Origin of the sequence: Aeromonas sp. s7(2024), assembly GCF_040907825.1 — a bacterium.
Lineage (GTDB): Bacteria > Pseudomonadota > Gammaproteobacteria > Enterobacterales > Aeromonadaceae > Aeromonas > Aeromonas veronii.
On record NZ_JBFOCM010000006.1, the window covers coordinates 54,639 to 69,060 of the forward strand.

General features: G+C 57.7%; 11 protein-coding genes. 5 read left to right on the plus strand and 6 right to left on the minus strand.

Going from position 1 to position 14,422, the window contains the following annotated elements:
• Positions 1-262: 262 nt before the first annotated feature.
• From AB5Y73_RS01100 to AB5Y73_RS01115, 4 genes are all read left to right on the plus strand, one after another.
• Positions 263-466, plus strand: coding sequence for a hypothetical protein (locus tag AB5Y73_RS01100; RefSeq protein WP_107682598.1), 204 nt, complete (start codon positions 263-265; stop codon positions 464-466).
• 223 nt (positions 467-689) lie between these two features.
• Complete coding sequence (locus AB5Y73_RS01105; protein WP_107682597.1) at positions 690-4,931, plus strand: transporter substrate-binding domain-containing protein; 4,242 nt, start codon at positions 690-692, stop codon at positions 4,929-4,931.
• The gene (locus AB5Y73_RS01110; RefSeq protein ID WP_107682596.1) at positions 4,912-6,123 is read left to right on the plus strand and encodes an EAL domain-containing protein; all 1,212 of its coding nucleotides are present in this window, start codon (positions 4,912-4,914) and stop codon (positions 6,121-6,123) included. Before AB5Y73_RS01105 ends, AB5Y73_RS01110 begins: the two co-directional genes overlap by 20 nt.
• A gap of 39 nt (positions 6,124-6,162) precedes the next feature.
• Entirely contained in the window at positions 6,163-8,139 is a 1,977-nt protein-coding gene (locus AB5Y73_RS01115) for a methyl-accepting chemotaxis protein (protein ID WP_118854267.1), read from the plus strand.
• A gap of 59 nt (positions 8,140-8,198) precedes the next feature.
• Here the strand turns inward: AB5Y73_RS01115 and rfaH are convergent, their stop codons facing one another.
• The 4 genes from rfaH to metN all read right to left on the minus strand — a co-directional run bounded on the left by rfaH (position 8,199) and on the right by metN (position 11,299).
• Positions 8,199-8,699: a transcription/translation regulatory transformer protein RfaH gene (gene rfaH, locus AB5Y73_RS01120; protein ID WP_058057235.1), complete on the minus strand. Its 501-nt coding sequence runs from the start codon at positions 8,697-8,699 to the stop codon at positions 8,199-8,201.
• A gap of 96 nt (positions 8,700-8,795) precedes the next feature.
• Positions 8,796-9,596, minus strand: a complete 801-nt coding sequence (metQ, locus tag AB5Y73_RS01125) for a methionine ABC transporter substrate-binding lipoprotein MetQ (protein WP_005339072.1) — start codon at positions 9,594-9,596, stop codon at positions 8,796-8,798.
• Between the two features lie 25 nt (positions 9,597-9,621).
• Positions 9,622-10,275, minus strand: coding sequence for a methionine ABC transporter permease (locus tag AB5Y73_RS01130; protein ID WP_005339070.1), 654 nt, complete (start codon positions 10,273-10,275; stop codon positions 9,622-9,624).
• Complete coding sequence (gene metN / locus AB5Y73_RS01135; RefSeq protein WP_005339067.1) at positions 10,256-11,299, minus strand: methionine ABC transporter ATP-binding protein MetN; 1,044 nt, start codon at positions 11,297-11,299, stop codon at positions 10,256-10,258. The genes AB5Y73_RS01130 and metN overlap by 20 nt, the downstream gene beginning before the upstream one ends.
• Positions 11,300-11,803: 504 nt before the next feature.
• On the opposite strand from metN, the gene AB5Y73_RS01140 reads away from it, so the two are divergent.
• On the plus strand, positions 11,804-12,259 hold the full coding sequence (locus AB5Y73_RS01140) for a hypothetical protein (protein ID WP_107682594.1): 456 nt from the start codon (positions 11,804-11,806) through the stop codon (positions 12,257-12,259).
• A gap of 104 nt (positions 12,260-12,363) precedes the next feature.
• On the opposite strand, the gene ppgK is transcribed toward AB5Y73_RS01140, so the two are convergent.
• The gene (gene ppgK / locus AB5Y73_RS01145) at positions 12,364-13,104 is read right to left on the minus strand and encodes a polyphosphate--glucose phosphotransferase (RefSeq protein ID WP_005339062.1); all 741 of its coding nucleotides are present in this window, start codon (positions 13,102-13,104) and stop codon (positions 12,364-12,366) included.
• A 111-nt stretch (positions 13,105-13,215) separates the two neighbouring features.
• A complete protein-coding gene (gene queG / locus AB5Y73_RS01150) occupies positions 13,216-14,370 on the minus strand; it encodes a tRNA epoxyqueuosine(34) reductase QueG (protein WP_107682593.1) in 1,155 nt (384 codons plus the stop codon).
• Positions 14,371-14,422 lie beyond the last annotated feature (52 nt).

Consider the following 14,422-nt stretch of genomic DNA (forward strand, 5'->3'; position numbering starts at 1 on the left):
GAGTCGCAAGAGGCTTGTGTTAAATTCGGATATTTTTTAGACTTCTGCAACCTGTTCAACTTTTACCCGGTAAGGAGACGAAAATGCAACATCTGATGCTCAATATTGCATTCTCTCGCGGCACTGCGTGCGGCGTGAAATCTCGTGCTCTTTTACCGCGTGGCGTAAACAGGTAACCCCTGTCTTTTTATCACCCGCGGTTCGTCCCGCAGGGTGATATCCACTTTCTCCGGGAGAACCGCATGTTCAACTGGAGAATGTCATGTCTATCGAACTGGTTTTACTACGCAGTGTTGAATCCCTGGTCCAGAGAAGGATTGCCCGGGTCGAGCGTCGTCTCGTGCAGGTCAATCTGTCACCCGCCCTGCTCAGGGATATCGGGCTGGAAGGATATCAGGGTCAAATCGCCCTCGTTCGCGATCGGGAGTATCAAACCGGCTTCCGCCTCGGGAATCGAATAACCTGATCGCGAGGGGGAGAATAAGATCCCCCTCGCTAGTGAAATGGCAGGCTGCATGCCTGCCATTTTTCCATCTTATGGTTGATTCCAGGTTCACATGTTGGTGACTCAGTATTATCCTCTCCGCCCTCTTTGTAACAGCTGCGATTGTTTTCTCGCCTTGCGTCGTCAGGATCTGCAAGATTAGAGGTGGCAGCCCTATCTGTTTTACTCATCAGGACAAGACCTTATGCCGCTCTTTCGTCAGCTTTTTCTTCCTATTTTGCTGTTGTTTACGGGCATGTTGGCTGTTGCGGCTCCCCAACCGCAAGATGAGAGCACAAGTAACGAAATTACTGCACAAAAGGAGCTGCTGATCGGGGTTCCCCGTGGCGGCTATCTCCCTTTCATCTATCAACTCCCCAACCAGCGTTATGCCGGTCCGCTCAAGGAGCTGGCCTCGCGCATTGCAGCCGAAATGGGCGTGTCATTGCGTTATATCCCCTACAACTCCTACGTGGATGCCCAGATTGCTCTCCAAGGCGGCCAGATTGATGCATTAATCGGGGTCGAACGTAATGCTCTTGAATTGAAGGGGATAAACCCTATTGGCAGTATCGGTTCTTATGCTCGCTCCATTTTAATGCATACCCCGGATCAGCGATTGACCCTGGAGCAGGCGCGCAAGTTACGCTGGGTCTGTATTCGTGGGTTTGGCAGTTGCAATGAGTTGGATCGTTTGGGGATCTCTGATGTAACTGAGCTGGAGAGCCGTAACGAGGCGACCTATATGGTCAAGCTGGGGGCTGTCGATGCATATCTTGATTTGGAACCAATTGTTTCCCTCAAGATGGAGAGAATGCCTGCATCAATGGGGGTTGTCGCTCCTGGGTGGCTTTCTGGCAGTACGCTGACGATGGCGACCAGCCCCCGCCAGCCAGAGCTGAGCGAGAGGCTTTGGCAGGCATATCAACGGATACCCGTTGCAGACTCACGATTACGGTTGCATCAGAAAAATGAACGCGCCAACGCAGGTCTGTTGCTGGAACCAGATGAGGCTAATTGGCTGAAGCAGAGAAACAAGGTGATCAAGTTCGCCGTTGCCCCCGGATTTGCCGGCATCAGCGAAATCGATGACGAAGGTGAATTGCATGGCTATACGGCAGACCTGATGAAATTATTGAGTCTGTGCTCCGGGATCCGCTTTGAGCTGGTGTCGACAAATACCTGGCAGGAGTCACTTAAACTGCTGAAAGAGCACAAAGTGGACCTTATTCCCTTGATGACACCGCTCAAGGATCGTCAGTCCTTTGCCTCTTTTACCTCCTCCTATCTGAAGTTCGACAGCTATGTCGTAGCCAGACACGGTGCTCGCCCGCTGAAGTCGCTGGTCGAGCTGAAAGGGCGTCTGATTGGTGGTGTGACGGGTTCTTACGAAGCCTCTCTCATTCACGCGCTGGGCGCCAATATTATCGAAGTAGGCAAAGATGCCGATTTACTGACCTTGCTTGATACTGGGCGAGCCGAATATGTGCTGTTGACCATGACCAATCTGGGACAGCAGGCGATGAAGGGTTTCAATGATAAGTATCAGGTAGTGCTGAGCTCCCCCGAATTTTCCGTACCTATCAGTATGGCCGTCGATAATGCTCAGCCCGAGTTGCTCCACATCATGGACAAGTTGCTGCTGACCATCACAGATGAGGAGTGGCAACTGCTGGAGCGACGCTGGCTCAATGTGTCGGTCAATATCGAGTCTGATTACACCCTGATTTACAAATGGTTGGCCATAGGGGGGGGCGCCTTGCTCGTCAGCGGTTTGTTGGTGATGTTCTGGGCTCGCAGTTTACGTCGCCAGATTGCGCAGCGGAAAATCGCAGAGGACAAGCTGAATGAACAGTTGCTGTTTGTGCAGACCTTGCTCAACTCACTGCCAACCATGGTGGCGCTACGTGATAGCGAGCAGCGGATCACCTTGTGCAATCAGGCCTATCGCGATGCTTTCCTCGGTGCAGGCAGTAGCAGTGAGGAGCTGCAAAACATGCCCGAGACACTCAGAAACAGTGTGTTGGAAGAAGAGCGCCGGGTGTGGCAGACAGGACAGGATCTGGAGGGGGCAGGGAGCAACCTGCGAGCTGATGGTACGCCCTGCCATGTTATCTATGCCAAACGCCCTTATCGCGATCCGGATGGCAATATGCTGGGGGTGTTGACAGTACTGACCGATGTCAGCCGGATCAAGGAGGCGGAGGAGCGCGCCCGTCAGGCTGAAAATCGCCTTACCCAGATTACCGACAGCATGCCTGGGGTGGTCTATCAGTATTTGTGGCAAGGACCCGGCAAGGGGCGGTTTTTGTATGCCTCTCAGGGTGCCAGCGAGATCCTCGGGGCTTCCCGACAGGATCTGTTCAATGCCGAATCGGGTGGTGAGGTGTTCGGCTTTACCGAAGAAGCGCTGCAGGATTTTGTCAGCAAGGTGGCCAATCATGCCGAGACTCTGGCGCCCCTCGATCTGGAGGTCAAGGTGGAGCGACCTGATGGAGATCGCTATCTGCAAGTACGTGGCAACTTTGTCAGACAGGAGCAGCAGGCACTGATCCTCAACGGGGTGATTCAGGACATTACGGCCCTCAAGCAACAGGAATATGAGCTGCGCGAAGCTCGCGCCTATGCCGAGCAGGCGATGCAGGCTCGCAGCCGCTTTTTGGCAACCATGAGCCATGAACTACGAACACCCATTTCAGGCATGCATGGCATGCTCGAATTGCTGCAAATGAGCGAGCTGAACGACGACCAGCGTTTTATGGTGCGCAATGTGGTCACCTCGACCAACAACCTGCTCTATCTGGTCAATGACATCCTCGATTTCTCCAAGATAGAAGCGGGTCAGTTGCAGTTGAATTACCAGAGCAGCCGGTTGCAAACGGTGATCTGCGATGCCATTCGTGGCCACGCGGCACTGGCTCATAACAAGGGGCTCAACGTGGTGCTTGAGTGGGAGCATCATGTGCCGGATTGGGCCGACATCGATGGGGTGCGTATCGGTCAGGTCATCTCCAACCTGCTCAATAATGCGGTGAAGTTTACCGAACAAGGGGGGATTACTATCCAGGTCAGCTACCTGAGCGAGCAACTGACCATCAGTGTCAGTGACACTGGTATCGGGATCGCCGCAGAGAAGCAGGCGCTGCTGTTCACGCCTTTTGAGCAGGTGGAGTCAGATATCAACCGTCGTTTTGGTGGCACCGGACTGGGGTTGGCAATCTGTGAGCAGCTGGTGTGCAAAATGGGGGGGGCACTGACACTGACCAGCAAGGCAGGAGAGGGCTCCAGCTTCCGCTTTACCGTACCGCTTACCAATCCGCAGTGGGATCCCCCTGCTCTGGCTGACACAGAATGGTGGTTTTTCAGCGATGACACCAACCTCGAAGCGGCCATGGTACGGCAGGGGGCCAAGCTCAGGTACTTGGGGGCCAATGAGCTCAGTCGCTCGCTGGACGGGTTGCTGTTGGCCGATCAACGGTGGCTTGAGCAAGCGCTGGGGGGGGAATGGCAAAGCTGGCTGCAACACTCTGCGCTGAAGGGGATCATAGCGTCACCTGATGAGGCGCTACGGGGTCGGATTGGTGAACAGAAATGGTGGCGCCTGGGTCTATCTCCTCTCTATCCGGATCTTCTGCTGGAGAGCTGCCACGAATTGCTACAGGAGCGGGTCACACCAATCCTCCCTGCGCTTGCAGAGAAGCTGGGTGGCAAAGTACTGGTGGCCGATGATCATCCGGTCAATCGTGCCTTGCTGGCACGGCAGTTGGCCATTCTTGGTATCGAGGCTCAGGTTGTGGAAGATGGCGAGAAGGCTCTGCGGGCCTGGCAGGGACAGCAATTCTCCCTGCTGTTGACTGATTGCCATATGCCGGTGATGGATGGTTATGCCCTGACCAAGGCGCTGCGGGCTGCGGGAGTGACGGCCCCCATCATAGGGGTAACGGCAGATACGTCGGAAGAGGCGAGTGCTCGTATGGTAGAGGCTGGCATGAGTGACATGTTACTGAAGCCTTACCCGCTGGATATCTTGCGCCAGATGCTGGCCCATTGGCTGGCAGAGAGGACGCCAACCAGAAGCGCGGTTGCGCCCGTTGTTGGGGCTACAGGCATGCAGGCTGAGCGCTGGTTGGCGCTGTTTGGTGACGAGCTGACCGCGCGAGCCATGGCGGTGGAGTATCTCGATTCCAACCGGCAGGATGGCGAGGCCATGATGGCAGCACTGATTTGTCATGATGCCAGCGCTTTGGTAGAGACAGCCCACCGGATCAAGGGGGCTGCCCGAATGGTCGGGTTGGAGGAGCTTGCCAGCCAGGCTGCCATGCTGGAATCGGCAGCGCGATTGAAGCGGCTCGACGAGCTCGACGATCTGGTCAGCACAGTGCAGAGGTTGATGACGGCGATTGCCCACGACATTGGATTATGGCTCGATGAAAAAAGCACAACATGAGTTGGTCATCATGGTCGTGGAAGACCATGGATTTCAGCGCAAGGCGCTGCTGCACCAGATCCGCAGCCTGGGTTACCAGAATCTGCTGGAAGCGGTTGATGGTATCGAGGCGTTGGCGCTTAGCCAGCAACACAACGTCGATATCCTGTTTTGCGATCTGCGAATGCCCGGAATGGATGGCATGGCGCTGTTGCGCCGCCTGTCGCTGGGTGGTTTTCAGGGCGGCATTATCCTCTCCAGCGCGCTTGAGGGGGATGTGGTCGAAGCCGTATTGCGTATGAGTACCGCTTATGGCCTGCAGGTGCTCGGTCGCATAGAGAAACCCTCAACGCCGCAGCAGCTCCAGCGGCTTATCCAGGCTTGGTCACCCCGGCAGGAACCCGTCAGGGAGGAAGAGGGGCACAGAATAGGACTCGATGAGTTGCGTAGGGCGATCGAACAAGATCAACTGCTGCCCTGGTATCAGCCCAAGGTGAGTTTTGCATCCGGCGAGTGGGTCGGGATGGAGGCGTTGGCCCGCTGGCAACACCCCGAGTTTGGCCTGATCCCGCCCGGGCGTTTTATTTCACTGGCGGAGCACAACGGGCTTATCGATCCGTTGACCGAGGTGATCATCAGCAAATCTCTGAGTGATGGCCATTTATGGGAGGAAACCGGGTTGTCACTCAATCTGTCGATGAACCTCTCCACCACCTCACTCATTGAAGGGGATCTTTGCAACTTATTGATTGATCAGTGCAAGCGCTGGAGTATCAATCCTGAGCTCATCACTCTGGAGGTGACTGAGAGCGCATTCGTGCAGGATCTGGGCAAGTCTCTGGAGGTGCTGACCCGGCTGAGGATGCATGGTTTTGGCCTCTCCATCGATGATTTTGGTACCGGCTACTCCTCGATGCAGCAGCTGGCACTGTTGCCGTTCACCGAACTCAAGCTGGATCGCTCTTTCGTCGATCGCTGCCATGCCGATCCGTCACGTTTGGCTATCATCGAGTCCAGTATCGAGTTGGCCCGCAAGCTGGGGCTGAAGTCGGTGGCGGAAGGGGTAGAGGATGAGGCGACCTGGCGAGTGCTGGCCCAACTCGGTTGCGACCTCTGTCAGGGATTTTTCTCTGCCCGCCCGATGCCGCGCAGTGAATTGGCTAATTGGCACCGGACTTGGCAAGATAGATTGCCTACACTGATATCTATCTGATTCTGTTGGCTGGATCCCTCCGTTTGAACAAGGATGTTCATGAAAATCTCAAGCAAGTTGCTGCTCAGCTTCGGTTTTATCAACCTGCTGATCCTGCTCTCCTCCACGCTGGTCTATTACCGGCTGACCCAGATCAATCAGGCCCAACACACCCTGCTGGAGCAGGCGCTGCCCACTCTGCAGCGGGATGAAACGAGCCAGAAGGCGCTGGTTGCCACCGTTTCTGCCTTGCGTGGCTATCTGATCCTCGGCAAGGATCCGGCTCAGGCTTCCCGCCTCAAGCAGGAGTGGGAGTCGGCCTGGCAGGCCATTGCCCATCAGGCCTTCAGTCCGGCACTCGCCAAGTCTCTCGAGACCTTCAAAAGCCATCAGGAGAAGGTGTGGACCATCGCCCAGAGTGAAGAGAATCTGCCCGCTCATACCCTGATGCTGCAGGAGGCGGGGCCGTTGGCGGAGGCGGCGCTCGATCAGTTGCAATCCTTTGCCAATGAAGAAGTTGGTACTCCGCAGGATCAACTTTCCGGCGATCGCCGCATGCTGCTCAAACAGGTGGGGGATGCCTACAACAGCCTCGCCAACGCTCTCTCAGCCCTGCGGGATTTTCTCATCTCAGGCGATCCCGAATACCGCAGCAAATATCAGGATTACTACCAGTTTCACCAGCAGCGGGTGGCTGAGGTTAAGCAGCAAGCCGCGCTTTTTACCGACACCCAGCAGAGCCTCTGGCAGCTGTTTGAAGAGATGGCGACCCCTTTCTCCGAGCTGGTGGGACAGGTGATCGAGAAGCGCCAGGCACCGGATTGGGATCAGGCAAACTACCTGATGGCCACCGACATCGAGCCGATGCAGTCCAGCCTCAGCGAGCAGCTGGTCCAGCAGGTGGGGAAAACCCGTGCCGAGGTGGATCAGATTTCGGCGCAGATGACCGGAGCCGGGAGGGCCATCAACCAGACACTGCTGTTGGCTACCGGCAGTGCCATCGTGCTTGGCATGGTGGTCGCATGGCTCTTTAGTCGCCGTCTGACCCGTGACATTGCCTGTCTGGTGACCCGGGCGGGGCAGGTTGCGGATGGCCGGCTGGCGGCCGAGCCCTTGCCGATAACGGGGCAGGATGAGTTGGGAGAGTTGACCGGTTCCATCAACCGGATGTCTGCCCAGTTACATCATCTGGTCGGGGAGTTGCAGGGGGCAGTGGGGCAGGTCGAGGTGGCCTGTCTCGATGTGGGCAGCACCACCAGAGCCATAGTGGCGGATCTGACGGAGCAGGATCAGCGGGTTGATGCGGTGGCGGCGGCTATCGATCAGATGTCGGTGAGCGCTCGTGATGTGGCCAGTAACATTGCCGGTGTGGCGGATGGTGCCCATCAGGTGCGGCAGCAGACCCGTCAGGGAGAGGCCGCGCTGACGCGAATGAGCGATACCATGCAGCAGATTGCCGCCATGATTGGACAGGCCAACGAAGCCATGGGGCTGCTGGAGCATCAGAGTGAACAGGTGGGGCAGATCACCGAGGTGATCGCCACTATAGCCGAGCAGACCAATCTGCTGGCACTCAATGCGGCGATCGAGGCTGCACGGGCAGGCGAGCAGGGGCGCGGTTTTGCGGTGGTGGCCGATGAGGTACGCCAGCTGGCGACCCGCACCCATCAATCCACTGCCGAGATCAGCCAGACCATTGCGGCCATTTCCCAGCAGACTCGCCAGACGGTGAGTACCGTCAGCAGCGGTACCCGGTTGGTAGAGCAAGGGCGGGATGCAGTCGGATTGGTGACAGATACCCTGAGTGCCATGAACCAGCTGGTACAGTCGCTGTCGGGCCAGCTGGAGGCCATTTCGGTGGCAACCGAGCAGCAGTCGCGGGTGGCCGCCGAGGTATCCGGGACGGTCGACGACATTGCCGCGCTCAGTCGGCAATCCTGTCAGCGTAGTCAGCAGGGGGAGGAGATCGTAGCCAGACTGGCTGGCGATACCGGCAAGCTGAAGGCGGTCATCGCCCGATTTGATCTTGATGCGTGAGATGGCGGGATCATCCCGCCATTGCTATTGCCATTCACCGGGCCGTCTGGCCCGTGGGTTTAGTCCAGACGTCTGAAGGTGTGGTTGTCGAAGCTGCTGGTGGTCTCCCGGTTGAGCAGGCTGACCAGCAAAATCGCCCGTTTCTCTCCATCCGGCTCCATATAGATGGCTTCGAAGCCGGCAAGCGGCCCCTCTTCAATCAGCACCTTGTCGCCCGAGCAGGGCAGGTTAGCGTAGCTGGCTCTCGCCTCGTCGCTGTCATCGCGACTCATCAGCTGATAGACCAGCTTGCTGCTGATGGGGGTCCATTCACTGCCAAAGTGGATGATCCGGCTGATGCCGCGGGTCGATTTCAGGGTGACCGGTGTCACCTCTTCCAAATCAACGAAGATAAACAGATAGTTGGGGAACATGGGTTCCCGTACCGGAACTCGCTTGCCCCGGCGCAGCTTCTCGATCTCCACCATGGGGTAATAGGATTCGATACCCTGGGCATCGAGGTGGGCGCGGGCGCGGGCCTCTTCTTTTGGCTTGCAGTAGGCCAGATACCATTTTTTCATGTTATGAGTATGTTCGTGTTGCCGTGCTCGCGGATATGATAGCGGCGCCAATAAAAAAGGCCACGCATTGCGTGGCCTTTTTTGCCGAGTGAGCAATTACCAACCTTTTACCAGGCCGCCTTTGAACAGCTCGAGACCTTTCTTGTAGACATCATCGGTCTGGAAAGCTTGTACGAACTGTTTGACCTTCTCGTCATCCTTGTTGTTGTCGCGGGCGACGATCAGGTTGACGTAGGGGGACTCTTTGTCCTCAACAAACAGGCCGTTCTCGGTCGGGGTCAGACCAATCTGACCGGCGAAGGTGTTGTTGATGATGGCTAAGTCCACGTCTTCCAGCGAGCGCGGCAGTTGGGCTGCTTCCAGCTCGACAATCTTGAAGTTGCGCGGGTTGCTGGCGATATCCAGCACGGTGGCTTCCAGACCGGCGCCATCCTTCAGGGTGATCAGGCCCTGTTTGGCCAGCAGGATCAGGGAGCGACCCAGGTTGGTCGGATCGTTCGGTACCGCGATCTGGGCGCCATCTTGCAGCTCGCTCAGCGCCTTGATCTTCTTGGAGTAACCGGCAATCGGGTAGACAAAGGTGTTGCCAACCGGCACCAGCTTGAAGCCGCGATCACGCACCTGCGCATCCAGATAGGGTTTGTGCTGGAAGGCGTTGACGTCGATGCTGCCATCGTTCAGCGCCACGTTCGGGGTGACGTAGTCGGAGAAGTTGACCACCTCGACTGTCAGACCGTATTTCTCTTTGGCTACCTTGGCAGCCACTTCAACCAGTTCGGTCTCGGGGCCGGCAATAGCTCCCACTTTCAGAACCTTGCTCTCTTCTTTTTGACCGCAACCGGCCAGAACCAGACCAGCCAGCAGGGCAGCCGCAACGGATTTGATGCCAAATTTCATAAAACCTCCTGTCAGAAATCGACGATTAACGATGATCACATTTGTTGACCAGGCGCTCACCCGCGCTCTGGATAAGTTGAACCAGTACTACCAGGATAACCACGGTCACCAGCATGACGGTCGGGTCAAAGCGTTGATAACCATAACGAATACCCACATCTCCCAGACCGCCGCCACCGATGGCCCCGGCCATGGCCGAGTAGTTCACCAGAGTGACGAGGGTAATGGTGACGCTGTTGAGGATGCCGGGCAGGGCCTCGGGCAGCAGCACCTTGGTGATAATTTGCAACGGCTTGGCGCCCATCGCCTTGGCCGCTTCCAGCAGGCCGTCCGGCACTTCCATCAGGGCCCCTTCCACCAGACGGGCAATGAAAGGGATGCAACCGACAGTCAGCGGCACGATGGCAGCGATGGTGCCGATACTGGTGCCGACAATCAGCCTGGTCAGCGGAATGATGGCGACCAGCAGGATGATAAAGGGTACCGAGCGACCCACGTTGACCACCATGCCCAGAGTACGGTTGAGCAAGGGGTTGGCCAGGATCTGGCCCGCCTTGGTCACATGCAGTGCCACGCCGAGCGGCAGACCCAGCAGGCAGCCGAACAGAGCGGAGGCAAACACCATGATCAGGGTGTCGCCCAGGGCCGTGATGAGCAGATTAATCATGGCTTCGGACATAACCCATTACCTCCAGCTGAATGTGATTGTCGATGAGGAACTGCTGGGTCGCCTCGCACTGGGCTTCATCCCCGAACAGTTCTGCCAGCAGGAAACCGAATTTGACGCCACCTGCGTATTCGATGTCTGCGCTCAGTATGCTGATGTCGATGTTGAAACGGCGGCTCGCCTCGGAGATCAGCGGCGTATCGACCGTGCTGCCGGTAAAGCCGAGCTTCACCAGCGGGTAGCTGCCCGGCACCCGCTCGCTGCTCATCCGATCCTGATACTCCTGCGGTACCTCCAGATGGATGGTGGAGTGGATGAAGTCACGGGCCAGCTGGGTCTTGGCGTTGCTGAAGAACCAGGCCACTTCCCCCTGCTCGATCAGGCGACCATCGCTGATGATGGCCACTTCGTCACAGATCCCTTTCACCACATCCATCTCGTGGGTAATGAGCAGGATGGTGAGCCCCAGCTTGACGTTGATCTCCTTGAGCAGGGTCAGGATCGAGCGGGTGGTCTGCGGGTCGAGGGCCGAGGTGGCCTCGTCGCAGAGCAGCACCTTGGGGGCTGGTGCCAGTGCGCGGGCAATGGCGACGCGCTGTTTCTGACCGCCGGAAAGCTCGGACGGATAGGCCTGGGCACGGGCTTCCAGCCCGACCAGCGCCAGCAGCTCGGCAACCCGTTGCTGGATCTTCTCTTTGCTCCAGCCTGCCAGCTCCAGCGGAAAGGCGATGTTGGCAAACACGGTGCGGGAGGCAAGCAGGTTGAAGTGCTGGAAAATCATCCCGATCTGGCGGCGAGCCTGGGTCAGATCCCGTTCGCTCAGGGCGACCAGATCCTGGCCATCAACGATGACTTGACCCTCTGTCGGGCGCTCCAGCAGGTTGACACAACGAATGAGGGTACTCTTGCCGGCACCGGAGGCACCGATCACCCCGAAAATTTTGCCTTGGGGTACATGCAGACTCACATCACGCAGGGCGTGCACGGCGTCACTGCCTGTACCGTAGACTTTGTTGAGACCGATCAACTTAATCATGGATTCTTCCGTGCTAACAGCCTTAAAGCACAGGGCGCTACAGGCGGGGAAATTGGGCAGAGGTTCCACTGGGTTACTCTGTCATCATGGAGGATGATGCTAAGATGTCTGGATGGCCATGTCAACGCATGTTTTTACGTCTAGACGTCTAAAAAAGTGATAAGGATTTCTGTCAGGCGGATAACAATCAGGATGGTATTGTTGCTCTTCCAGATCCTGTTTCGTCCCTGCGGCAGATAACCGAATTAAAGATGGTTTATGCCGGGTAAGGCTGGTTTTATTAGTGTGTTAGCTCGTTTCTGTTCACATCTGCTGTCTAGCTTAATGCTCCACCATCGTTACACAAATTGCTGCACAAATCGTTCCCTATTCGTGACCGGAGAACCTGGCAGCCATTTTGTCGGCGTCAACCTTGATGCAGCGCAAGGGGGGCACGGATAGGGATTGGGTCGGTGGCGCCGGTTTTTTATACTGATGATGTCGACAAACATGGAGGGCAGTGCGATGAGATTCCAACAGATCAAAGAGTTGCTGCACTATCTTGAGCAGGTTCATCACCAGCTCGGACTCTGTTATGGGCGTTTGACCAGTCAGGTGGACAGCGAACGGAGCCGGATGTTGCTGGTCTATCTGCAAGGGCGTGAGGATGCGGCCAGTGCCCATCTGAACGAATATGCCGCTCAGCTGGGAGAGGCGGTCAGGGAGACCTGGCTGAACCAGAGTTTCAGCGAGGATATGCTGCCTGCCATTACCCGCTTCGAGCTGCCGGCATCAGTCCAGACTCAGGATATCGTCACTCAGGTATGCCGCTGGGAAGAGCAGCTGGTGGGCGAGCTGAGCCATCTGGCCCGGGAGTGCCCGACACCGGCCACCACCGCTTTGCTCGAGAATCTGGCCGGGCTGGAGCAGACCCGCCTGACCCGACTGGTGCACGGAGTGCACCGACTCGACGACATGTAACGGGTGATAAGCACCAAATACGCAAGATGACCGCAAAACAAAAGGGCCCGGCAGCAGTGCCGGGCCCTTTCCATTGGTATCTGCTGACTTGCAGTGAGCGTCGGTCAGCCCTGCTGCTCGGCCGCGTAGAGGGCGGCCCCGATAATGCCCGCCTGATTGAGGCTGGCCGCCGGAATAAGCGGCGCCCGGGTCTCGATGCGATCGACAAACTTATCCAGCTTGGCTGCGCTGCCGCCCCCCAGAATGAAGAGGTCGGGGGAGAAGAGAAACTCGAGGCGTGCCAGATACTTGTTGAAACGCTTGCCCCAGCGGTTCCAGGAGAGATCTTCCCGTTTGCGCGCCGCATCGGAGCAGTAGTGCTCGGCGACCATCCCTTCCAGCATCAGATGGCCCAGCTCGGTGTTGGGCAGCAGATGGCCGTTGACGAAGATGGCGGTGCCGATACCGGTACCGACCGTGATGAGGATGATGACCCCCTTGCGATCCTTGCCGGCGCCAAAGCGCATCTCGGCCAGACCGGCGGCATCGGCATCATTCAGCACATAGCAGGGCTTGCCGGTGACATCGGCAAACAGATGCTCGGCATCGGTTTCGATCCAGCTCTTGTCGATGTTGGCGGCACTCTTGGCAACCCCGTTGTGGATGGTGGCAGGAAAGCCGCAGCCCACCGGCCCTTTCCAGTCAAAATGTTCGACCAGTGCCTTGAGGGTATGGGCGATGGCGGCCGGGGTAGCCGGTTGCGGTGTGGCAATGCGATGGCGCTCGCCAATCAATTCGCCGGTTTTGGTATCGACCAGACAGCCCTTGATCCCTGAGCCTCCAATATCCACTCCCAACATATGCATCTGTGTTGTCCTTGTTGTGTGCCGACCAGTTTGCAGTGACCACGCTGTTATGGGGACTGCAGGTCGGCAGAGCATGAAAAAAGTGCTGCAATCCGGCAAGGGGCAGATCACTTATGCGTGATCCGACAGACCTTTTTCGATGCAGCGGATCAGCAAACGGGTCTTTTTGTTCTCTTCATCCTGACGCCGGGCAAGAGTGGCCAGTGCCCATTCGATATGTTCGGCCACCATGGGCTCGGCGGTGGTCAGCCCCAGTTGCAGTGCCGCGATCACCTCGGGGGTTGCCGGGCCATTGCCAAGGGCGACTGCCAGATTGCGGCGCCAGCGTTGATAGCCGATGCGGCGGATCGGGCTCCCCTCGGTCTGTTTGAGGAAATCGCTCTCGCTCCAGCACCACAGCGCCAGCAGGGGGGGGCGGTGCAGACTGGGGCGCGGGCTGAAGTCGGGTTCCGGGCTGGTATCTGCGTAGCGATTCCAGGGGCAGATAAGCTGGCAGTCGTCGCAGCCGTAGATGCGGTTGCCCATCAGGGGGCGAAACTCTTCCGGAATAGGGCCGTCGTTCTCGATGGTGAGATAGGAGATGCAGCGGCGGCCATCTACCACATAGGGGGCGACAATGGCGCCGGTCGGGCAGATGTTGATGCAGGCGACACACTTGCCGCACTGCTCCTTCTCCACTGGCTGGTCGAGCGGTAGCGGCAGGTTGAGCAACAGCTCACCGAGAAAGAAGAAGGAGCCGGCCGATTCGTTGAGCAGCAGTGAGTGTTTGCCAACCCAGCCGAGGCCTGCCTTGGCCGCCAGTGGCCGCTCGAGGATGGGGGCGGAGTCAACGAAGGGGCGCCACTCACCCAAGGTCTCTTCAGTGCCTTGAAACAGCTCGGCGCAGCGCGCTTCGATGCGATCACCCAGCTGTTTGAGCCGGTTGCGCAGCACCTTGTGGTAGTCGCGGCCGAGGGCATAGCGGCTGATATAGCCGAGGGTCGGATCGCGCAGGGTGGCGGCAAAACCCGCCTCGAACGGCAGGTAGTTCATCCGCACCGACAACACCCGCACCGTGCCCGGCAGCAGCTCGTGGGGGCGCGCGCGCATCATGCCGTGGCGCGCCATGTAATCCATGCTGCCGTGATAGCCCGCATCCAGCCAGGCCTGCAATCTCGGCTCTTCGATACGCAGATCGGTGTCGGTGATGCCCGCCTGGTCAAATCCTAGCTCCCGTGCCCAGAGCTTGATATCGTGGGCCAGCTGGTGGAAGTCAGGTGCGCTCATGCGGCTTGGCCTGGCCGGCGTTTGCTGGCGTGGGTCGATTGATAAGAGGCAG

What these genes read in the sequence shown, in the direction of transcription:
- AB5Y73_RS01100 (WP_107682598.1), top strand. Translation starts at nt 263, where the DNA reads ATGTCTATCGAACTGGTTTTACTACGCAGTGTTGAATCCCTGGTCCAG.
- AB5Y73_RS01105 (WP_107682597.1), top strand. Translation starts at nt 690, where the DNA reads ATGCCGCTCTTTCGTCAGCTTTTTCTTCCTATTTTGCTGTTGTTTACG.
- AB5Y73_RS01110 (WP_107682596.1), top strand. Translation starts at nt 4,912, where the DNA reads ATGAAAAAAGCACAACATGAGTTGGTCATCATGGTCGTGGAAGACCAT.
- AB5Y73_RS01115 (WP_118854267.1), top strand. Translation starts at nt 6,163, where the DNA reads ATGAAAATCTCAAGCAAGTTGCTGCTCAGCTTCGGTTTTATCAACCTG.
- rfaH (WP_058057235.1), bottom strand. Translation starts at nt 8,699, where the DNA reads ATGAAAAAATGGTATCTGGCCTACTGCAAGCCAAAAGAAGAGGCCCGC.
- metQ (WP_005339072.1), bottom strand. Translation starts at nt 9,596, where the DNA reads ATGAAATTTGGCATCAAATCCGTTGCGGCTGCCCTGCTGGCTGGTCTG.
- AB5Y73_RS01130 (WP_005339070.1), bottom strand. Translation starts at nt 10,275, where the DNA reads ATGTCCGAAGCCATGATTAATCTGCTCATCACGGCCCTGGGCGACACC.
- metN (WP_005339067.1), bottom strand. Translation starts at nt 11,299, where the DNA reads ATGATTAAGTTGATCGGTCTCAACAAAGTCTACGGTACAGGCAGTGAC.
- AB5Y73_RS01140 (WP_107682594.1), top strand. Translation starts at nt 11,804, where the DNA reads ATGAGATTCCAACAGATCAAAGAGTTGCTGCACTATCTTGAGCAGGTT.
- ppgK (WP_005339062.1), bottom strand. Translation starts at nt 13,104, where the DNA reads ATGCATATGTTGGGAGTGGATATTGGAGGCTCAGGGATCAAGGGCTGT.
- queG (WP_107682593.1), bottom strand. Translation starts at nt 14,370, where the DNA reads ATGAGCGCACCTGACTTCCACCAGCTGGCCCACGATATCAAGCTCTGG.